Raw genomic sequence first — 20,457 nt, 5'->3', positions numbered from 1 at the left:
TCAGCGGTCACAGCCGGCGGACGCAACAGCCCGCGGCCGATCAGCCGGGGTGGAACCATCCCAGCCCGTCTGACGTGCAGGTACAGGGATGCCTGGGATGCCGTCCCGGGCCGGGGTCGGACCTGACGAGGGCGGGGAAACGTGTCGGCACAGGAAGACCGGGAAGACATGGACGACGTCGGGGAGTTCGCGGCGCTGCTGAGAACGCTGAAGGAGCGCACGGACCGCAGTTACGGTTCGCTGGCCCGCCGTCTGGCCATGAACACCTCGACCCTGCACCGCTATTGCGCGGGCGAGGCGGTCCCTGTCGACTTCGCCCCCGTGGAGCGCTTCGCGGCGCTCTGCGGGGCGACCCCGGAGGAACGCCTGGAACTGCACCGCCGCTGGCTCCTGGCGGTGGCGGCACGCCGGCGGCCCCGTACGGCGAGCGCGGTGGAGGAGACGGCACCCCCGGTGGAGGAGAAGGCACCCCCGGTGGAGGAGAAGGGCGACTCGGATCCGGCCCCGCTCCCCCGCCGCCCCTGGTACCGCCGCAGGCGCGTCGCGGTCGGGCTGGCCGCCGCCTGCGCGTTGCTGGCGACGCTGGGGAGTCTGTCCGCCCTCCCGGACGGGCGGCGCCCCGCCGCCGACCGCGCCCGTACGGCCGGACCCGCCCCGTCCGACACGACGGAGGCGAAGGCACCGGACCGCAGCGGCACCTCGCCCACCCCGAGCGGCTCCCCCACCACCAAGCCGCCTTCGGTATCCGCCACCCCCAAGAACAAGCCCTCCCCCGCACCCTCCTCCGGCCCGAGCACCACCCCGCCGGCCAGCGGGCAGAAGCCCGCCCTGCCCCTCACCTGGTCCGCCGACTCCCAGGTCTGGAACCTCGGCTGCGGTCACGACTACGTCGTCGCGAAGCCGCCGCGGCAGGTGCCCCCGCCCCCGGCCCCGCAGGACGCCGGGACCTGGGCGGCGACGCAGGGCGCGGTGCACGGCGGCGAGACGATCGTGGAGCTGTCGGTGCAGGGGCGGACCGACACGGCCGTCGTGCTGAACGCGCTGCGGGTGCGCGTGGTGGGGCGTACGGCACCCGCCCCGGGCAACGCCTACGCCATGGACCAGGGCTGCGGCGGTGCGGTCACCCCGCGCTACTTCGACGTGAACCTGGACAAGGACCGCCCCATCGCCCGCGCGGTGGCCGGGAGCGACACCGGTGTGCCGATCCCGGCGGTGCGCATGCCGTACCGCGTCTCGGCCAAGGACCCCGAGGTGCTGCTGGTCACCGCCCGGACCGTGACCTGCGACTGCCGCTGGTACCTGGAGCTGGACTGGTCCTCCCAGGGCCGCAGGGGCACGGTCCGCATCGACGACGCCGGCCGCCCGTTCCGCACCAGCGGCATCAAGGGCCTGCCCCGGTACATGTACGACACCTCGGCACGCCGGTGGGGCCCTTACAGCTGACCGCGCTGCTCCCGCTCAGGGCCGGGGCACGTTGCGCAGGTTGGAGCGGGCCATCTGGAGCATCCGGCCGACCCCGCCGTCCAGCACCATCTTGGAGGCGGACAGGGCGAAGCCGGTGACCATCTCGGCCTTGATCTTGGGCGGGATGGACAGCGCGTTGGGGTCGGTGACGACGTCGACGAGCGCCGGGCCCTTGTGCTTGAAGGCGTGCTTGAGGGCACCGGCGAGTTCCTTGGGCTTCTCGACCCGGACGCCGTACGCGCCGCAAGCCCGGGCGACGGCGGCGAAGTCGGGGTTCTTGTTGGCGGTGCCGTGCGACGGCAGCCCGGCGACCAGCATCTCCAACTCGACCATGCCGAGGGAGGAGTTGTTGAAGAGGACGACCTTGACCGGGAGGTCGTACTGCACCAGCGTCAGGAAGTCGCCCATCAGCATGGAGAAGCCGCCGTCGCCGGACATGGACACGACCTGCCGCTTGCGGTCGGTGAACTGCGCGCCGATCGCCATGGGCAGCGCGTTGGCCATCGAGCCGTGGGAGAAGGAACCGATGACGCGGCGGCGGCCGTTGGGTGAGATGTAGCGGGCGGCCCAGACGTTGTTCATGCCGGTGTCGACGGTGAACACGGCGTCGTCGGCGGCCACTTCGTCGAGCACGGACGCCACGTACTCGGGGTGGATCGGCGTGTGCTTCTCGACCTTGCGGGTGTACGCCTTCACGACCCCTTCCAGCGCGTCGGCGTGCTTCTTCAGCATGCGGTCGAGGAAGCGGCGGTTCTGCTTCTCCTTCACCCGCGGGATCAGACAGCGCAGGGTCTCCCGGACGTCGCCCCACACGGCGAGGTCCAGCTTCGAACGGCGGCCGAGGTGTTCGGGCCGGACGTCGACCTGGGCGATCTTCACGTCGTCGGGGAGGAACGCGTTGTAGGGGAAGTCGGTGCCGAGCAGGATCAGCAGGTCGCACTCGTGGGTGGCCTCGTAGGCGGCGCCGTAGCCGAGGAGCCCGCTCATGCCCACGTCGTAGGGGTTGTCGTACTGGATCCACTCCTTGCCGCGCAGCGCGTGCCCCACCGGGGACTTGACCTTCCCGGCGAACTCCATGACCTCGGCGTGCGCGCCCGCGGTGCCGGCTCCGCAGAAGAGGGTGACCTTGCCCGCCTCGTCGATCATCTTGGCGAGCCGGTCGATCTCCTCGTCCCCCGGGCGGACCGTGGGCCGGGAGGTGACGAGGGCCGTCTCGACGGGCTTGTCCGGGGCGGGCTCGTCGGCGATGTCGCCGGGCAGGGAGACGACGCTGACACCGCTGCGGCCGACGGCGTTCTGGATGGCGGTCTGGAGCAGCCGGGGCATCTGCTTCGGGCTGGAGATCAGCTCGCTGTAGTGGCTGCACTCGGCGAACAGCCGGTCGGGGTGGGTCTCCTGGAAGAAGCCCAGGCCGATCTCGCTGGAGGGGATCTGGGAGGCGAGGGCGAGGACGGGCGCCATGGAGCGGTGGGCGTCGTACAGGCCGTTGATGAGGTGGAGGTTGCCCGGTCCGCAGGAGCCGGCGCAGGCGGCGAGCCCGCCGGTGATCTGGGCCTCGGCGCTCGCGGCGAAGGCGGCGGTCTCCTCGTGCCGGACATGGATCCAGTCGATGGCGGAGTTGCGCCGGACGGCGTCGACGACCGGGTTCAGGCTGTCGCCGACGACTCCGTAGAGGCGTTTGACTCCGGCTCGGGTCAGGATGTCGACGAACTGTTCCGCGACGTTCTGTTTGGCCATGGCTCTCGTGTGCCCCTTCGGTCTCCAGGGATCCCTCCGGGTTCCATCAAGTCACAGGGCGCTCGCTCACGCCTCCCACACGGCGGCGGCCGTACGGTCGTCCGCGTACCCCTTGACCCGCACCTGGGAGTCCGCGAGGAACGCGGCGAGGCCGGGCGGGTCGGGGCGGGACCACCGCTCGGCGAGGTAGTCGCCCAGTTCGGGTTCGCCGCGCAGCGGGTCGGCGAGGCCACCGCTGCACAGCAGGAGCGTGTCACCCGGGCGGGCGATGGAGGTACGGAAGCGGAAGGGTTCGCGGGGCGGCTCCGGGGCCGGTTCATAGGGGCTGGGCGGGGTCGGAATCCCCAGGTCCATGGTGAAGCGGTCGCCCTCGGGCGTCTCGGACGGCGGCGACCCGAACCCCAGCACGGGCTCGCCCTTGATCTCGGCGACCTGCGGTTCGATGTCCTGCCACTCGCCGTCCCGCAGCCGGAACAGCCCGCCGGGTCCGACACCGAAGAAGACGCGCGTACGGCACTCCGGGTCGGCCGACAGCAGCAGACAGCGCAGGCCGGCGGCGTACTCCTCGGGGTCGACGCCCTGTTCGGCGGCGCTGGCGCGGAGTTTGCCGAGACTGCGGTCGGTGAGGCGGTGCAGTCCCGACTTGAGGTCACCCCGCCGGCCGTCCCTTATGTCCGCCACGAGCCGGGCATGGCTGCGTCCGACGGCCCGGCCGATCCAGTGACAGGCCTCGGCAGCGGCCCGGTGCGCCCCCGGCGTGGCACGGGCCCCGGTCGCCATCGCCACCAGCAGCAGCGCGTGCTCGCCCGTGCCGAAGCGCGCGGTCAGCAACGAGTCGCGACGCGGCTCCCCCCGGTATCGCGCGGAGTCCCCCCGCACGGACACGGCCCGCAACGTACAGGCCCCGTACCGGGCCCCGTCGAGCACGGTGTCCGCGACAAGGTCGTCGAGATCATCGGGGTCCGCCGCCGGCAGCGCGATGGGCTCGGCGTCGTAGGTGGGCGGCCGGGACCCCACGTACCCACGGGGCCGGGGGGAGGGCGCGGGGCGCTCGATCCGGGGGGCGGGTCGGTCGGAGGGTGTATGCGGCGGGGCGGCCGGGCGAGGCGGGGCGAGCGCCGGGTCGGCTGGGCGTGGTGGCGCCGGCGGTGCGTCGGCTGGGCGTGGTGGCGCCGACGGATGTTCGGCGGAGCGGGGTGGCGCGGACGGTGGGTCGACCGGGGCGGGGAGGGCTGTCCCGCTGGGCTCGGTGGCCGGGAAGGCGGCGCTGCCGGACCCGGTGGCGGGGGCGCCGGTGGCCCCGGTGCGGCCGGAATCGGCCACCGGAATCGCGGTCCCACCGGAGTCAGTCCCCGGAGCCCCCGCCTCACCGGAGCCGGCCCCCGGAATCGCGGTCCCACCGGGGCCAGTCACCCGAGCCCCGGTCCCACCGGGCTCACCAGCGGGGAAGGCGGGCTCGGCGGGGCGGAATTCCGGGCTGGGCCAGGAGGGTGGGGTGGTGGGCAGGGGTGGAGGGGGCGGTGCCGGGGTCTGGGGGGTCCGCGACGTGGGGGCCGTTGTCGCGGGGGGATCCACCGGGCCTTCCGAGGGGCTGCGGGGGCCGCCCGTGGGGGGCCGGTCCGGTGCCTGCGCGGCCCCGCCCGACGGCTTCGCGGCGGTCGGGAAGGTCGAGGGGCGCGGGGGCCGGGAAGCCGGTGGCTCCCAGGGCGCGCGTGGCGGGTCCGTGGCCTCGTCGGCGGCTGCCCGGGGTGCCGGGACCACCGGCTCGGAGGCGGGCCGTTCGTCCGCCGGTTCCCCTACCGCCCCCGCCGCCGAGGCGAAGCGGTCGTCCAGGGAATCCGGGGCGGGTGTGGGGCCCGTGTCGTCGGTGGAGTCGTCGTACAAGTGCCTCCACCAGTCGTCGTCCTGACCGGTGGGCCTTCCCCCCTGCTGACTCATGCCCCTGATTGTCCACCGCCCGGGCGGGATGAAAACGGGGCTTCCGGAAAAACCGGTCCGTCACGGCACCGTGAAACGACGGCTCGAGTGATCCCTAGAACGACCATGCGATAAGGGAAGTCGGCGGGCCAAGGGCGGCTGACCTGCGGGTCCTGACCGCGGCCAGCCTTCTGACCTGCGTCTTCTCGTGGATTCCGGCAGGCTGGTCAGATGGGAGTGTGGGACCTCCTGCTGGTCGGGCTGGTCATCCTGCTCGGTCTGTGCGGAGTGCTGCTGCCCGCGGTGCCCGGGTCGTTGCTGGTGTGGGCCGCGGTCATGTGGTGGGCGCTGAAGGACCCCCAGCCCGTCGCCTGGTGGGTCCTGGTGGGTGCCACCGTCCTGATGTTCGTCTCCCAGGGCGTGCGCTGGGCCCTGCCGCCCCGGCGACTCCGGGCGAGCGGCGCCAACCGCCGCATGCTGACCTGGGCCGGAGCCGGATCCACCCTCGGCTTCGTCCTGCTCCCCGTGCTCGGCGCGATCCCCGGATATCTGGCCGGTATCTACCTCTACGAACGCCGCCGCCTGGGCCGCCACGGCGACGCGGTCGCCGCCCTGCGCACGGTGATGCGCTCGGGCGGCTCCAGCATCCTGGCCGAACTGTTCACCTGCCAGCTGATCGCGGCGGCCTGGCTCGGCGCGGTCTTCTGGGGCTGACACCGCCCCGGCGGGCAGGCCTAGAGCACACCCTCGTGCGTGAGCAGCCGTACCTTGCGGTCCATCCCGCCCGCGTAACCGGTCAGGGTGCCGTCGGCGCCGATCACCCGATGGCACGGCCGGACCACCAGCAGCGGATTGGCGCCGATCGCCCCGCCGACGGCCCGTACGGCCGCCCTGGGTGCTCCGATCCGCGCGGCGATCTCGCCGTAGGTCGCGGTCGAGCCGTAGGGGATGTCGTCCAGCGCGGCCCAGACCTTCTCCCGGAAAGCCGTGCCCTCGGTGCGCCACGGCAGCCGGAACTCCTTCAACTCCCCGGCGAAGTAGGCGGCGAGCTGCTCCTCGGCCTCCCGGAAGGGCCCGGGGTCCCGCCGCCAGCCCTCCAGGACCACGCGTCCGCCCTTCTGCCCGGGGACGGACAGCGAGGTCAGCTCACCGGTCGGGGCGGCGGTCAGGAGCAGCTGCCCGAGCGGACCTTCCGCTGTCGTCCAGTACGTCGTGGTCATCAGAACTCCCACTCCCCTGCTGCGCGCAGGTGGTTCAGGGCGTACGAGCGCCAGGGGCGCCAGCTGCCGGGGGCGTCGAGGCCGGGCGGGGCCACGTCCGGGTCGCCGAGGGCGCGGGTGCGGATCTCGGCGATGGTACGGGCGTCCAGGCCGGGCACGGCGCGCAGGGCGTCCTGCGCGTCGTCGCGGTCGGCGCCCGGGTCGAGGCGTACGGCGTGGTCGGCGAGGGCGATGGTGAGCGCGCCGAGGGTGCCGGCGGGCTCGGCCGCGGCGAGGACGGCCGGCTCGGGGAAAAGGTGGGTGAGGCTGCCGCAGGGGGCGTCGAGCGCCTTGCCGTACCCGCGTACGAGCCGTTCCGCCGCCGTCCGCCCGGTCAGCGCGCGCACCGCGAGTTCCTCCGGGTCGGCGGCGCCCGGCGAACGCAGCCCGGGCCGGGCGGCGACCAGGGGCGCGAGCCGCGGGTCGGCGGCGAGGCGCTCGTCGACGGCGTAGGGGTCGGCGTCGAGGTCGAACAGCCGCCGTAGCCGTTGTACGGCGGTCGTCAGGTCGCGGGGGTCGGTGAGGTGCAGCCGGGCGTCGAGCCAGCCGCCGGGGTGGGTGCCGAGCCCGGCCCGGGTGGTGCCGGGGCGCTCGTCGACGGCGACGATGCCGGTGCCGTAGGGGAGGCGGAGGGTGCGCCGGTAGGTGCGGGCGCCGGGCGAACCGCTCACCTCTTCGACGCCGGGTACGGCCTCGCGTTCCAGCAGGTCGAAGACGGGTCCGGCCTGGTAGGGGCCGCGGTGGGCGAGCCGCAGCGGGATGCCGGCGTTCGGGGTGGCCGTACGACGGTTCCGGCCGCCCTTGGGGACGGCGGCGGCGCGCAGCTCGCTCGGTGTCGAGGCGTAGACGGCCCGGATGGTGTCGTTGAACTGCCTGACGCTGGCGAAACCCGACGCGAATCCGATCTCGGTGACCGGCAGCCCGGTGGTCTGGAGCAACACGCGCGCGGTGTGGGCCCGCTGAGCCCGGGCGAGGGCGACCGGACCGGCGCCGAGTTCCGCGGTGAGCTGCCGCTGCACCTGCCGTGCGCTGTAGCCGAGCCGGGTGGCGAGTCCGGCGACGCCCTCCCGGTCGACCACGCCGTCGGTGATCAGCCGCATGGCCCGGCCGACGACGTCCGCGCGGACGTTCCACTCGGCGGAGCCGGGCACGGCGTCCGGGCGGCAGCGCCGGCAGGCCCGGAAGCCCGAGCCCTGCGCGGCGGCGGCCGTGGCGAAGAACCGTACGTTGGCCCGCTTCGGGGTGACCGCGGGGCAGCTCGGCCGGCAGTAGATGCCGGTCGTCTCGACGGCGAAGAAGAACACGCCGTCGAAGCGGGCGTCACGACTGCGTACCGCCTCGTACCTGGTGTCTTCGTCGGTCAGCTGGTCTCTCACACGTCCAGTCTCCGCCGTCGCCCGGCCTGCCGCTGGCGGAAATCGGACATGGCGCTTCGGGCACCGGGCAGGCTGTCGGCAGCGGCCGCTCCGGTCTGCCGGGCGGCCGGGCGGCCGGGAGCGGCGCCGCCCGGGCCGCATCACGCAGGGCTGAGCCGCAGCCGCCGGCGACCACGCAGATCGACTTGTTCCCGCGCGGCGCCGGCCGGCGCATGTCGCCATCCCCTTGATACGAACCCGCGACTTGATACGAACCCGCGACCGCCCCTCGGGCGGCCGCTGATCGTATCCGGCCGAGCGGCGCGCCTACGCGCGCCAGTGCGGCCCGCGCTTGGCCTCCATCGCGGCCCGTCCGATCGCCCCCTTCCGCTTCCAGTCCTTGCGGATCTCCGCCCGGAGCCGGGCGTCCGTCTTGGCGACGATGCGCTTGTTCTCGCGCAGGAGCTTGCGGTAGCTGTCCAGCCGCCGCTCCGGCAGCTCACCGCTCTCGATGGCGGCCAGTACCGCGCAGCCCGGCTCGGCTTCGTGGGCGCAGTCGTGGAAGCGGCACCGCTCGGCCAGTGCCTCGATCTCGGAGAACACCTGCCCGACACCGGTCTCGGCGTCCCAGAGTCCGACGCCCCGCAGTCCGGGGGTGTCGATCAGGACCCCGCCGCCGGGCAGGGCGAGCAGATTGCGGGTGGTCGTGGTGTGCCGGCCCTTGCCGTCGGCGTCCCGGGTGGCCTGGACGGTCATGACGTCCTCGCCGAGCAGTGCGTTGGCGAGGGTCGACTTGCCCGCGCCGGACTGCCCGAGCAAAACGGACGTACCACCGGCGACGATCGCCGCGAGCACGTCGAGCCCGTCCCCGTCGAGCGAGCTGACGGGCACCACCGGCACGCCGGGCGCGCTGTTCTCCACGTCCTGGACGAGGTGGGAGAGGGTGACGGCGTCCGGCACGAGGTCGGCCTTGGAGAGGACGACGACGGGCTGCGCCCCGGACTCCCAGGCGAGTGCGAGGAAACGTTCGATGCGGCCCAGGTCGAGTTCGACGGCGAGGGACACGGCGACGATGGCGTGGTCGACGTTGGCCGCGAGGATCTGCCCCTCGGACCGCTTGGAGGAGGTGGAGCGGACGAACGCGGTGCGGCGCGGCAGGTACGCGCGGACGTAGCGGGGGTTCCCGCCGGGTTCGACGGCGACCCAGTCGCCGGTGCAGACGACCCGCATCGGGTCGTGCGGCGTGACGAACGCGGTGTCGGCCCGCAGGACGCCGTCGGCGGTGACGACATCGCACTGGCCGCGGTCGACCCGGATCACGCGTCCGGGCAGCAGCCCTTCGGTGTCGTAGGGGGCGAACTCGGCCGCCCATGCCTCGTCCCAACCGTAGGGAGCGAGCGCGGAGGAAACGGATGAAGCGGAGCTGGAGGTCAAGGGTGACCCTTTCCAAGGTCGGCCCCCGGCCCGACGGTCGGTCGGATCAGCCGGTGGCCATGGAGGTGGACTTGATGAACTGGATGCGGGCAGCGCTCGTCGCAGTGACAGCCATCGGTCAACACCTCCTCGTCCTTGGACTCTTCGGTTCTCATCGGCTTCTCGTGGAACCGCCGTCACGGTATCCCGTCACGGCGGAGTCGCGTCAACCGGTTTTCGCGCAGTCCTCGCCGTTGAGCTCGAAGTCGTACGGCGGGGAGTTCTTGCCGCGCCAGGAGGCGAGGAAGCCGAAGGCCAGGTCGTCGCCCGCCTGGACCGACTTGTTGTAGTCGGCGGCGGTGGCGGTGACGCGGGAGCCGTTCTGGGCGACGGAGGCGTCCCACATCTGGCCGACCTGCTGGCCGTCCCGGAAGGACCAGGAGACGCGCCAGGAGTCGAGGGGCTCGTTGGTGGTGACGGTGACGGTGGCCTGGAAGCCGTCGGGCCACTGGTTGACCAGGTCGTACTCGACCCGGCAGGCGGGGTCCGCGCTCTCGCGGTCTTCCGGGCGTTCCGTGGGAGAGGAGGTGCCCTGCGGTTCGGTCCGGCTGTCGCCGCTCTCCGGCTTGCCGGGCTTCTGCGACTTCCCCCAGTTCTCGGTGTGCTCGGTGGCCTTGCCGGCCGGCTTCGAGGTCGCGGGAGGCAGGGAGGGGACGGACGGCACGGACAGGTCGGGGTCTGCCACCGGCTGACGGCCGGCGTCGCCGCGTGCGCCGAGGTCGTCGCCGCCGAAGGGCATCATCGAGACGCCGAGGGCCAGGACGGAGACCAGGACGGCGGCGACGAGGAGGCCGTTGCGGGCGACGCGCGCCTTCTGCGCGCCCTCCTCCGACTCTCCGGGCGGCAGTTCCGCCCGGCCGGGGCGGCCGGCGCCCAGCCGCACCTCGGCGGCGCGGCGCCGACGCTCCAGGTAGGCGAGCCCGCCCCAGCCGATCACCCCGCCGGCCAGCGCCCCGGGCAGTCCTCCGCCGTGCAGGCGCAGACAGGCGGCGGCCTCGGCGCACTCCACGCAGGTGGCGAGGTGCCGGGAGAGGTCGCCCGGGGTGTCCGCGGCGGAGGCGCGGGTGACGGCGTCCAGCAGCCGGGCGTAGCTGCGGCACCGGGCGTCCATCGGGGTGTCGAGGTGGTTGCGGTGGCAGCGGTCCCGGAACAGGGTGCGCACCTGCTGGAGTTCGTCGCCGGCGGTGGCCGGGTCGAGGCCCAGGCGGCGGGCGACCAGGGACAGCGGCAGCGCCTCGACCTCGGCCAGCCACAGCAGTTCCGCGTCCGCCTGCTGGAGGTCACGGAGTCCGCGCAGGGCGAGCGGGCGCCGCAGCGGCGGTCCGGTGTAGCGGGCGGCCTTGTCCGAGTTGAGCCACAGGCGCAGGTCGGGGTCGAGTTTGTGGCCCTGCCCCGCGTCCTCCCAGTCCGCGGCCGTGGTGCGTACGGCGGTCAGCAGCAGGGGTATGCGGGGCAGCCGGGCGGGGCGGCGCCCGGAGGTGCGGGCCGGTCCGGCATCGGCGGCGCGTGCCTCACGTATGCCATGTGCGAACGCCTCGCGGCCCAGCTGTGCGGCGGCCGTGGAGCCGGACGTGCACAGGTCGGCGTAGGCGAGGACCGCGTCCCAGCACTCGGAGAACAGCGCGGCCTCGGAGGCGTCCTGAGGGGTCGGCAGGTCGGGCATGGGTCTCCTGCATCCACAAGCGAGGTCAACTCACCATGTTGGCAATGGAGTTGGGGGGAACCTCGGGGAAGGGGAGGAGTTTTTCACGTTCTCGACACAACTGACAAGCCACGTTTTCAAATCCTGACGCAGCCGACTCCGGAAGTAGATACGCGCGGGAGGCCGAAACGACTCGATGGCGACCCGAAGTTCTTCGGGTCGCCATCGAGGCAGGGCCGGAGTTGAGCCCGTTGTCAGATCTCCACCGGCTCGTCCGCGGGCAGGCTGTCCATGAAGGAGCTGACCGAGAAGACCGCGTTGCCCGCGCCGGGGGGACCGTAGCCGGGGGGCGAGGAGAGGCCGAAGTCCTCCATGGTCTGCCGGTACGCCTGGAGCAGACGGATGTGGTACTCCAGGGGCGCACCCTGCGGGTTGGCCTTGCCGAGCGGGGTCGTGGGCTCCGGGCACCAGGTGGTGAAGCGGGGCGTGATGCCGTGGGACATGAAGAAGCGCAGACCCTCGGTGGTGGAGTCGATGGCCTCGTCGACGGTCTTGAACCCGAAGGGCTCGGCCATCTCCACGCCCGCCACGAAGTTGGGGATGACGTTGCGCGCGCCGAAGATGTCCGCCGAGTCGAGGATGCGCTTGTGCCACTCGTCGCGGCCGACGTAGCGCTCCTTGCCCGGGCAGTACATCTTGAAGAGGTACTCGTCCCACACCTCGTAGTTGGGGTGGTAGATCTGCACGCCGTAGTCCTTGAACCGCTGGACGTCGTCCTTGGGCAGCGCCTGGGCGACGACCTTGCCGATCCAGCGGCCCGGGAAGTGCTCCTCGATGGCCTTGGCGTACCGCCCGTAGAAGTCCGCCTCGTCCAGACCCTGGACCTTCGACGTGATCGCGCCACCGGTGAGGGTGTACGCGGTGGACACCTTCGCCGTGTCGTACTTGTCGATGATCTCGAGCGCCTCGAGGACCTCGTCGACGTCCTTCACGCCGGTGTAGGGGCGGCCCGCCGCCTTGTGCTGGCGCCAGTTGTGGTTGATGTCGCAGTACTGGCACTCCTCCTTGGCGCCGAAGTACTGGCAGACGCGGAACGCGGTCAGGTAGATCAGGTAGCCCCACTGGATGGTCGGGGCGACCTCCATGACCGACTTCCCGTTGGCGAGGGTGTGCCGGTAGTACTCGGGCATCGGCGGCACGCCGACGTCGGAGATCCGCTTGCCGTCGAGGTAGAGGCCGAGCACGCCGTCCTCGTTCGCGGCGACGCGGTACGGCGAGGCGGGGTTCACCCGGACCGAGACGACGGTCCGCCGCAGCTCGTACGGGCCGCCGGTGAGGATGATCTCCTCGGGCGGGCGGCGCAGCGCGGCCTCGCCCAGCTCGGGCAGGGTGCCGTGGTCGAAGGAGAAGATGAAGTACGACTTCGGCTTGACCTCGCCCCCCTCGTTGTCACTGAGCGCGGACGGGTCGAAAGCCACTCCGCCCCGAAGCAGGTCCTCCTTGAAGACGGCCTCCCGCGGGACATGCGGGAATCGCTCCATCAGATCCTCGACCAGCGCGGTACGGCTGCCGCTGCTCATCCCGTCTCTCCTCCCGGCTCGGACGTACGACTCCTCACGGTATGCCCATGGCTGCGCGTGAGCGGTACCGGGTCCCCTCGGAGCGGGGGCGCTACCCCACGCGGCGGGCCCGCGCCACCCACTCCGACCTGTGGACCTGCCCCGCCCGGCGGCGGCGCCGGGTCCCCCTGGGGCAGCGGGGCAGCCCACCGACAGGGAGCGGCCCGTGTGGACACCGGCACCGCGGCCGCACAGCCCGCACGGGGCGTGCCGCCGCCGCCCTCGCACGACTCCTCCTCGAACCGGCAGCGGCGCCATGCCCACGCGACGACGGCCCTGGCGGGGCGGGCGGGCCCGGCCGCCCGGTGGCCGCATCGGCGAGGACCCGCCGGGCCGCGCACCCCGGCCGACCCCATCGGAGGCCTCAGCGGCCACGCCTCGGGCAAGCGCACAACAGCCGAACGACGACGCAGGCCGACCTCGACGGCGGGGCAGGGGCAGGCAGCCGCGCGTCGGCGCCCGGACCGCCCTCGGGCGGCCGTCACGGACCAGCGGAACCGCCCGCCCGGCCGACCCATCGACGGCGACCCGCCGGGCCGCCTACCCCATCCGCCCCACCGGGCCCGCACCAAATAGGCCGGCGGGCGCATGGCGGCCGAACCGTGTCGGCCGGTCCGCGCCTGAGGAAGGTCCCCCATGTTCCCGAATCTCAGGAACGGCCCCGTCGGAGCCCGCCCTCAGGCCTCGCGCTCCAGCCCCGTCGGAGCCCGCCCTCAGGCCTCACGCTCCAGCGCCGCCGGATCGACCCCATAGGCCGGCTTCCCTCCGGCCAGCAGCCGTTCCGCCTCCTCCGCCACCGTCCGGCCGAGGCGGGCCAGTTCGTTGCCCTGGGAACCCGCGAGGTGCGGGGTGACGAAGGCGCCGGGCAGGTCGTAGAGGGGCGAGTCGGCGGGGAGGGGCTCGGGGTCGGTGACGTCGAGGATGGCGGTGAGGCGCTCGGCGCGCAGTTCCGTCACGAGGGCGTCGTGGTCGACCAGCGCGCCGCGCGCGGTGTTGACGAGCACGGCCCCGTCGGGCATCAGGGCCAGTTCGCGGCGGCCGATCAGATGGCGGGTCTCGGGTGTCTCGGGGGCGTGCACGGTGACGATGTCGGAGGTGCGCAGCAGGTCGTCCAGCGACAGCAGGGGGACGCCGAGCTCGGCGGCCTCGGCCTCGTCGACGTACGGGTCGGTGAGGGCGGGCCGCAGATCGAAGAGGCGGAGCAGTTCGAGGACGCGGCGGCCGATACGGGAGGCGCCGATGACGCCGACGCGGCGGCCGTAGTTTCCGATGCCGGGGACGACGCCCCAGCCGGAGGAGGCGCGGGACGTGCGCATCCGGTCGCGCGCGGCGAGGACGTCCTTCCCGGCGAGCAGGATCATGGCGAGGGTGTACTCGGCGACCGGCAGCGCGTTGGCGACGGCGGCCGACGAGACGGCGATGCCGCGCCGCCAGATCCCGGGGGTGGCGAAGGACTTCACCGAGCCGCCCGAGTGCAGTACGGCACGCAGCCGGGGAGCCGCGTCGAGGACCGTCTCGTCGATCCGGGGGCAGCCCCAGCCGGTCACCAGGATCTCGGTCCGTGCCAGCACCTCGAGCACCCGCGGGTCGGTGAAGTCCCGTGCCACGAGGGCGGGATCGATGTCCACGGACTCCCGCAGCCGCGCCAGCACCTCGGGCGGGAAGACCAGCGGCACGTTCTCTGCGGCCATGGCGAACAGTGCCTGGGGGCGCTGGCTCAAGGAGGTGACCTTCCGGCTCGGCGGCAACGGCGGAACCGCTGCGGTAGAAAACGCTCTCTACAACGTCTCCACGGTAGGCCGGGCCGGGCGGCCGGAGCAATGGACACCGGGCCGAGGTAGGTTCCGGCGGGGGCATGCCGGTCCCCACAGCCTCGGGGAAGGACGACGTGGATGAACGGGACCGTGACCAACTGGGCGGGCAACATCACCTACGCGGCCAAGGAGCTGCACCGGCCGGGCTCGCTCACCGCGCTGCGGGCGCTGGTCGCGGACAGCGACCGGGTGCGGGTGCTGGGCAGCGGACACTCCTTCAACGAGATCGCCGAGCCGGGCGCCGAGGGCGTCCTGCTGTCGCTGGCCGGGCTGCCGCCGGAGGTGGACGTCGACACGGCGGCCCGTACGGTCCGCGTCGGCGGCGGGGTGCGCTACGCGGAGCTGGCCCGCCGGCTGCACGGGCAGGGCCTGGCGCTGCACAACATGGCGTCCCTGCCGCACATCTCGGTGGCCGGATCGGTCGCGACCGGCACCCATGGCTCGGGCGTCCTCAACGGCCCGCTCTCGACGGTCGTGCGCGAGGTGGAACTGGTCACGGCGGACGGCTCGACGGTGACGACAGGACGGGACGAGGAGCGGTTCGGCGGGGCCGTCACCTCGCTCGGCGCGCTCGGTGTCGTCACCGCGCTCACCCTCGACCTGGAACCGGCCTTCGAGGTCGAGCAGCACGTGTTCACCGAACTGCCCCTGGAGGGACTGGACTCGGGGACGTTCGAGACGGTGATGGCGACGGGATACAGCGTGAGCCTGTTCACCGACTGGCGGGCGCCGGGCTTCCGGCAGGTGTGGCTGAAGCGGCGCACCGACCAGGCCCTGCCGGCCTTCCCCTGGGCCGCTCCCGCCACCGAGAAGATGCACCCGGTGCCGGGCATGCCCGCGGTGAACTGCACCGAGCAGTTCGGTGTGCCGGGGCCGTGGCACGAGCGACTGCCGCACTTCCGGGCGGAGTTCGTCCCGAGCAGCGGGGCGGAGCTGCAGTCGGAGTATCTGCTGCCGCGCGGGCACGCCGTGGAGATGCTGCGCGCGCTCGACGCGATCCGGGACACGGTCGCGCCGGTGCTGCAGACCTGCGAGGTGCGCACGGTCGCCGGCGACGACCAGTGGCTGAGCCCGTCCCACGGCCGGGACACCGTGGCGGCGCACTTCACCTGGGTCGAGGACACGCGGGCGGTGCTGCCGGTGGTCCGGCGGGTCGAGGAGGCGCTGGAGCCCTTCGGGGCGCGGCCGCACTGGGGGAAGGTGTTCACCGTTCCGGCGTCCGTCCTGGGCGGGCTGTATCCGCGGCTGGACGACTTCCGCGCGCTGACGCGGGAGCTGGACCCGGAGGGGAAGTTCGCCAACGCCTTCGTGCGGGATGTACTGGCGAGGGCTTAGGCAGCCGTCCGGCACCGCTCCCCCGACGCGCCCAGCCTGCGCGCCCTGAGGCATCATGAACGAGCCACGGCCGGACGGCGCCGGTCCCACCAGGAGCGCACTTTATAAAGCCCCTTTCCAAACCCCTTGTCGAAAGTCCCGCCAGCCCATAGCCTTGCGCCGCGCCGGTGCCGACGTCGACCCCGGCCAGGGCCGGTCCGGGAAGGAATGGGGCACTCCGGTGAAGCGCACATCACGCGACATCCGCACCGCGAACCGCTACGAGGTGCTGCGCCAGATCATCGCGGAGTCACCGACCTCCAGGCAGGAGCTGGCGGCCGCGACCGGCCTCAGCCTCGCCACGGTGGCCACGCTCGTGGGCGAACTGCTCGACCTCGGCATGATCACGGAGGTCGGCTTCGAGGACTCGGCCGGCGGCCGGCCCCGGGGCCTGGTGGCGGTCAACGCCTCGGGCGGCGCGCTGATCGGCGTCGACATCGCCGAGACCTACGTCCATGTCGAGCTGTTCGACCTGGGGCTGAACGTCCTGGCCCGCGCCGAGGAGGACGTCCGCGCGAGTGAGAGCCTGCCCGAGCAGGTGGTCGGCCACGTGGCCACCGCCGTCGGCTCGGTGGTCACCCAGGCCGGCATCGAGGGCGCCCGGGTGCTCGGGGTCGGGGTGAGCGTGCCGGGGCAGGTGGACCGCGCCACCGGCATCTCGGAGTACGCGCCCAACTGGGACTGGCACGACGTACCACTGCTCGACCTGCTCACGGAGCACATCGCCTACCCGCTCTACCTGGACAACCCGCTGCGCGCCAGCGCGGTCGCCGAGCTGTGGTTCGGGGCCGCGCGCGGGGCCGGGGACGCCGTGGTGGTCAACCTCGGGACCGGCGTGGGCGCCGGGCTCGTCCTGGGCGGCGGGCTGCACCGCGGCGTGAGCAACAGCGCCGGCGAGTGGGGCCACACCACGATGGTGCTGGACGGGCGGCTGTGCCGCTGCGGCAACCACGGCTGTGTGGAGACGTACGTCGGCGCGCGCGGCATCATGCTGAACCTGCGGGAGGTCGGCCCCGACAGCTCGCTGCTGCACGCGGACGACCAGACGGCGACCATCGACGCGCTGGCCCGCGGGATCGCCGCGGACGACCCGGTGGCACGCCGGGCCGTCCATGAGACCGCCCGCTATCTGGGCGCCGGCGTCGCGGACCTGGTGAACCTGTTCAACCCCGAGATCGTCGTGCTGAGCAGCTGGGTCGCCCGCACCCTGGGCGAACCGCTGCTGCACGAGGTGCGCGAGGCCGTGGCACGGCACGCGCTGCCGCGGCCGCTGGCCGCCACCGAGATCGTCCTCTCCCCGATCCCCACCGACCCGGTGTGCCTGGGCGCGGCGACGTTCGCGCTGGAGGGCGCGCTCCAGGCCGTCGGGCAGAAGAACGGCAAACGCGCCGCCCCCGTGAGGAGCCGAACCGCCGCCGCACCACCCTCGTAGCGGCGGAAGCAACTCCTCCACTCCCCCCGCATGTTCGAAATCGCGAACCGGACACAACGCTTCACACAGACTTCGTCCAACCCCTTGCCGAAGCCTTAGTCGAAGCTCTAGCGTCCCGCACCGCACCTCTCTTTGAGCCATCTGGCGCGAGCCCCCGGGCCCGTGAGCCATCAGGCAGTGAGCCGAAGAGCCGCAGCCGCACTCGAGACAAGGACGTCAGCATGTCGGCATCGAGCAACATGAACTGGGACCGCCGCAACGTACTGCGGGCCGCGATGGGCCTGGCCGCCGCGGGCGGACTCGCCGCGTGCGGCAGCAACACCGGGCGGGGCGGTGGGTCCGGGTCGGGCACCAACCTGACGCAGATGTTCCACGCGTACGGCGAGGCAGGCACCGAGCAGGCCATCAAGAAGTACGCGAAGGCGTACAAGGACGCCAACGTGACCACGCAGTGGATCACCAGCGCGGACTTCGAGAGCAAGCTCTTCTCGGCCCTGCTCACCAAGAACGCGCCGGACCTCTTCGAGTTCCACCCGCAGATCCAGATGGTCAAGAGCGGCCAGGTGGCGGACCTGACCGACATCATCGACCCGGTCAAGGACGACTTCAACCCGGCCGACATCAAGTCGCACACGGTCGACGGGAAGATATACGGCGTCCGCATGATCGACGACCCGCAGTTCTTCTTCTACCGCAAGTCGATGCTGGAGAAGGCCAAGGTCGAGGTCCCGACCACGCTGGACGAGCTGATGGAGGCAGCCGCCAAGCTCACCACCGGCAAGGTCAAGGGCCTGTTCATGGGCAACGACCTGCACAGCGTCAACGACACGTTGATCTGGTCGGCCGGCGCCCAGCACCTCGACGAGAAGAACCAGATCGCCTACCACACGGACGGCGTCGTCGAGGGTCTGAAGAAGATGCGCAAGCTGTTCACCAGCGGCGACCTCCTCCTCGGCGCTCCGACCGAGTCCTGGGACCCCTCCTCGTTCAACCAGGGCCTGTGCGCCATCCAGTTCTGCGGCATGTGGGCGATGCCGGCGATCCAGGACGCTCTCGGCGACGACTGGGGAGTCTTCCCCTTCCCCAAGGTCACGGACTCCGGAAAGCCGTCGGTCTACAACGGCGGCTGGTCGATGTTCGTCAACGCCAAGGGCAAGAACGTCGACGCGGCCAAGGAGTACGTCAAGTGGCTGTGGATCGACCAGAAGGAGTACCAGGAGGACTGGGCCACCTCCTACGGCTTCCACATCCCGCCGCGCACCTCACTCGCCAAGGAGGCCGACAAGCTCAAGTCGGGCAACGCCGCTGAGGGCGTCCGTCTCTTCAACGAGTTCGGGCACTTCGACAACATCGGCTGGACCCAGGCCATGCGCACCGCCTTCGAGGACGTCTTCGCCAACTGCGTCCGCAAGAACATGGACCCGGAGAAGGCCCTCGACAGGTGCGACACGGCCGTCAACCGCGAGCTCAAGAAGCTGTTCGGATAGGTCGCGGGACGGAACACGACATGTCGACGACCACCAAGCTCGACCTCGCGAGCCCCGCCTCGGCCAAGGCCTCCCCGGCCAAGCCGCGGCGGGGTCTGCGGGGCAGCCCCACCGTCAACTTCTGGCTCTTCACCGGACCGTTCCTGATCGGCCTGGCGATCTTCGTCTACGCGCCGATCCTCTGGAGCCTGTGGCTCAGCTTCTTCGAGGCCCGCTTCACCGTCACCCCCGACAAGTTCGTCGGCTTCGACAACTACGTGTACATGCTGACGAACGACGACTTCGTCGGCTCGCTCGGCACCTTCACCGTCTTCGCCGCGTTCATCGTGCCCACCACCTGGGCGCTCTCCCTGAGCCTGGCCCTGCTGGTGAACCGGATGCGCTTCATGCGGGCGTTCTTCCGGTCGGTCTTCTTCCTGCCGACCGCGGTCAGCTATGTCGCCGCGTCGCTCATCTGGAAGATGTCCATCTTCAGCGGGGTCCGCTTCGGCCTGATGAACACGGTCCTCGGCTGGTTCGGCATCGAGAACATCGCCTGGCTGATCGACCCCAACCCGCCCTGGTACTGGCTGGTCATCGTGACCGCCCGGCTGTGGCTGCAGTCCGGCTTCTACATGATCCTTTTCATCGCCGCGCTGCAGAACATCCCGGACGAGCTGTACGAGGCCGCCGCCATCGACGGCGCCAAGCCGGGCTGGCAGACTTTCTGGCACATCACCCTGCCCCAGCTGCGCGCCACGTCCACCGCGGTGATCCTGCTGCTGCTCGTCGCCGCCTACCAGGCCTTCGACGAGTTCTTCAACCTGCTGTCGAAGACCACCTGGGGCCGCCCGCCCCTCATGGAGCTCTACTACAAGGCCCTGGGCGAGAGCCAGGACTACGGCGCCGGCAGCGCGGGCGCGCTGATCCTGACCGTGCTGATCTGCGCCGTGACCCTGCTCCAGGGCAAGCTCATGGGCTTCGGAAGGGGGGACGAGTCCAAGTGACCACCACCATGCCCAAGGTGCGCAAGTCCGCGCCGGATTCGGACACGACCAGCCGGGCCAGGCGCGGCGGCGGAGTGATGAGCTCCACCGGCCTCTACGTCGCCACGGGTGTCGCCGCGTTCCTCTTTCTGATCCCGTTCTACATCCTCGTCCGCAACGCCCTCTCCACCGACGCCGAGATCACCGGAGAGAACTGGAAGTTCTTCCCCACGGACATCCAGTGGGGCAACATCGGCGAGCTCTTCACCGACGAGACGGTCCCCTTCGCCCAGTCCCTGTGGAACTCGGCGGTCGTGGCCACCCTGCACACCGTCGGTGTCCTGCTGGTGTGCTCCCTCGCGGGCTACGCCCTGGCCCGCATCCCGTACAAGCACGCCAACAAGGTCTTCTACGCCGTCCTGGGCACCCTGATGGTCCCCACCGCGGTCACCTTCGTACCGAGCTTCGTGCTGGTCTCCTCGCTCGGCTGGGTGGACACCTACCGGGGTCTCATCATCCCGGGCCTGTTCAGTGGTTTCACCTGCTTCCTCTTCCGGCAGTACTTCCTGGGGTTCCCCAAGGAGCTGGAGGAGGCGGCGCGCATGGACGGTCTGGGCTACTGGGGCGCCTACTGGCGTGTCGTCGTACCCAACTCACTGAACTTCTTCGCGGCCATGGCGACCATCACCTTCATCGCGGGCTGGAACGCCTTCCTGTGGCCCCTGGTCATCGGGCAGGATCCGGGGGCGTGGACCGTGCAGGTCGCGCTGTCCAGCTACATGACCAACCAGACCGTCGTGTTCCACATGATCTTCATGGCCACGGCCGTATCCATCCTGCCCCTGGTGTTCGTCTTCCTCTTCCTCCAGCGCTGGCTGGTGCAGGGGATCGCCCAGACCGGCATCAAGGGCTGAGCTAG

15 protein-coding genes are annotated in these 20,457 nt (G+C 71.8%); 7 read left to right on the top strand and 8 right to left on the bottom strand.

Annotated elements, in window-relative coordinates; translation table 11 throughout:
• Positions 1-168: 168 nt before the first annotated feature.
• Positions 169-1,443, top strand: coding sequence for a helix-turn-helix domain-containing protein (locus ACFZBT_RS22025; protein WP_391105943.1), 1,275 nt, complete (start codon positions 169-171; stop codon positions 1,441-1,443).
• A gap of 15 nt (positions 1,444-1,458) precedes the next feature.
• Here the strand turns inward: ACFZBT_RS22025 and ACFZBT_RS22020 are convergent, their stop codons facing one another.
• Positions 1,459-3,201 (bottom strand): pyruvate dehydrogenase, encoded by a 1,743-nt coding sequence (locus ACFZBT_RS22020; RefSeq protein ID WP_391105941.1) that lies wholly within the window; start codon positions 3,199-3,201, stop codon positions 1,459-1,461.
• A gap of 66 nt (positions 3,202-3,267) precedes the next feature.
• Positions 3,268-4,218 carry a protein phosphatase 2C domain-containing protein gene (locus tag ACFZBT_RS22015; protein WP_391105939.1) on the bottom strand — a complete coding sequence of 317 codons (951 nt, stop codon included), beginning with the start codon at positions 4,216-4,218 and terminating at the stop codon, positions 3,268-3,270.
• Positions 4,219-5,349: 1,131 nt separating this feature from the next.
• Between ACFZBT_RS22015 and ACFZBT_RS22010 the strand changes: the two genes are divergently transcribed.
• Entirely contained in the window at positions 5,350-5,832 is a 483-nt protein-coding gene (locus ACFZBT_RS22010) for a DUF456 family protein (RefSeq protein WP_391105937.1), read from the top strand.
• 20 nt (positions 5,833-5,852) lie between these two features.
• On the opposite strand, the gene ACFZBT_RS22005 is transcribed toward ACFZBT_RS22010, so the two are convergent.
• From ACFZBT_RS22005 to ACFZBT_RS21980, 6 genes are all read right to left on the bottom strand, one after another.
• Positions 5,853-6,338, bottom strand: a complete 486-nt coding sequence (locus tag ACFZBT_RS22005; protein WP_391105935.1) for a methylated-DNA--[protein]-cysteine S-methyltransferase — start codon at positions 6,336-6,338, stop codon at positions 5,853-5,855.
• The gene (locus ACFZBT_RS22000; protein ID WP_391105933.1) at positions 6,338-7,753 is read right to left on the bottom strand and encodes an AlkA N-terminal domain-containing protein; all 1,416 of its coding nucleotides are present in this window, start codon (positions 7,751-7,753) and stop codon (positions 6,338-6,340) included. The genes ACFZBT_RS22005 and ACFZBT_RS22000 overlap by 1 nt, the downstream gene beginning before the upstream one ends.
• Positions 7,754-8,059: 306 nt before the next feature.
• Positions 8,060-9,166 carry a ribosome small subunit-dependent GTPase A gene (gene rsgA, locus ACFZBT_RS21995; RefSeq protein ID WP_391105931.1) on the bottom strand — a complete coding sequence of 369 codons (1,107 nt, stop codon included), beginning with the start codon at positions 9,164-9,166 and terminating at the stop codon, positions 8,060-8,062.
• 205 nt (positions 9,167-9,371) lie between these two features.
• On the bottom strand, positions 9,372-10,868 hold the full coding sequence (locus ACFZBT_RS21990) for a cellulose binding domain-containing protein (protein WP_391105929.1): 1,497 nt from the start codon (positions 10,866-10,868) through the stop codon (positions 9,372-9,374).
• A 233-nt stretch (positions 10,869-11,101) separates the two neighbouring features.
• A complete protein-coding gene (locus tag ACFZBT_RS21985) occupies positions 11,102-12,427 on the bottom strand; it encodes a radical SAM protein (protein WP_391105927.1) in 1,326 nt (441 codons plus the stop codon).
• A 752-nt stretch (positions 12,428-13,179) separates the two neighbouring features.
• Complete coding sequence (locus tag ACFZBT_RS21980; protein ID WP_391105925.1) at positions 13,180-14,187, bottom strand: NAD(P)-dependent oxidoreductase; 1,008 nt, start codon at positions 14,185-14,187, stop codon at positions 13,180-13,182.
• Between the two features lie 171 nt (positions 14,188-14,358).
• On the opposite strand from ACFZBT_RS21980, the gene ACFZBT_RS21975 reads away from it, so the two are divergent.
• The 5 genes from ACFZBT_RS21975 to ACFZBT_RS21955 all read left to right on the top strand — a co-directional run bounded on the left by ACFZBT_RS21975 (position 14,359) and on the right by ACFZBT_RS21955 (position 20,452).
• Positions 14,359-15,615, top strand: a complete 1,257-nt coding sequence (locus tag ACFZBT_RS21975; RefSeq protein WP_391105923.1) for a D-arabinono-1,4-lactone oxidase — start codon at positions 14,359-14,361, stop codon at positions 15,613-15,615.
• A 220-nt stretch (positions 15,616-15,835) separates the two neighbouring features.
• Entirely contained in the window at positions 15,836-17,086 is a 1,251-nt protein-coding gene (locus ACFZBT_RS21970; RefSeq protein ID WP_391105921.1) for an ROK family protein, read from the top strand.
• A 221-nt stretch (positions 17,087-17,307) separates the two neighbouring features.
• Positions 17,308-18,573 (top strand): extracellular solute-binding protein, encoded by a 1,266-nt coding sequence (locus tag ACFZBT_RS21965; protein ID WP_391105919.1) that lies wholly within the window; start codon positions 17,308-17,310, stop codon positions 18,571-18,573.
• Between the two features lie 20 nt (positions 18,574-18,593).
• Positions 18,594-19,559 carry an ABC transporter permease subunit gene (locus ACFZBT_RS21960; protein WP_391105917.1) on the top strand — a complete coding sequence of 322 codons (966 nt, stop codon included), beginning with the start codon at positions 18,594-18,596 and terminating at the stop codon, positions 19,557-19,559.
• Positions 19,556-20,452, top strand: a complete 897-nt coding sequence (locus tag ACFZBT_RS21955) for an ABC transporter permease subunit (RefSeq protein ID WP_391105915.1) — start codon at positions 19,556-19,558, stop codon at positions 20,450-20,452. Before ACFZBT_RS21960 ends, ACFZBT_RS21955 begins: the two co-directional genes overlap by 4 nt.
• Positions 20,453-20,457: the final 5 nt, after the last annotated feature.

The organism is Streptomyces sp. NPDC008137 (genome assembly GCF_042957035.1).
Taxonomy (GTDB): Bacteria; Actinomycetota; Actinomycetes; order Streptomycetales; family Streptomycetaceae; genus Streptomyces.
Note: the sequence above shows the minus strand (reverse complement) of the source record. Positions and strands in the feature narration are given on the sequence as shown.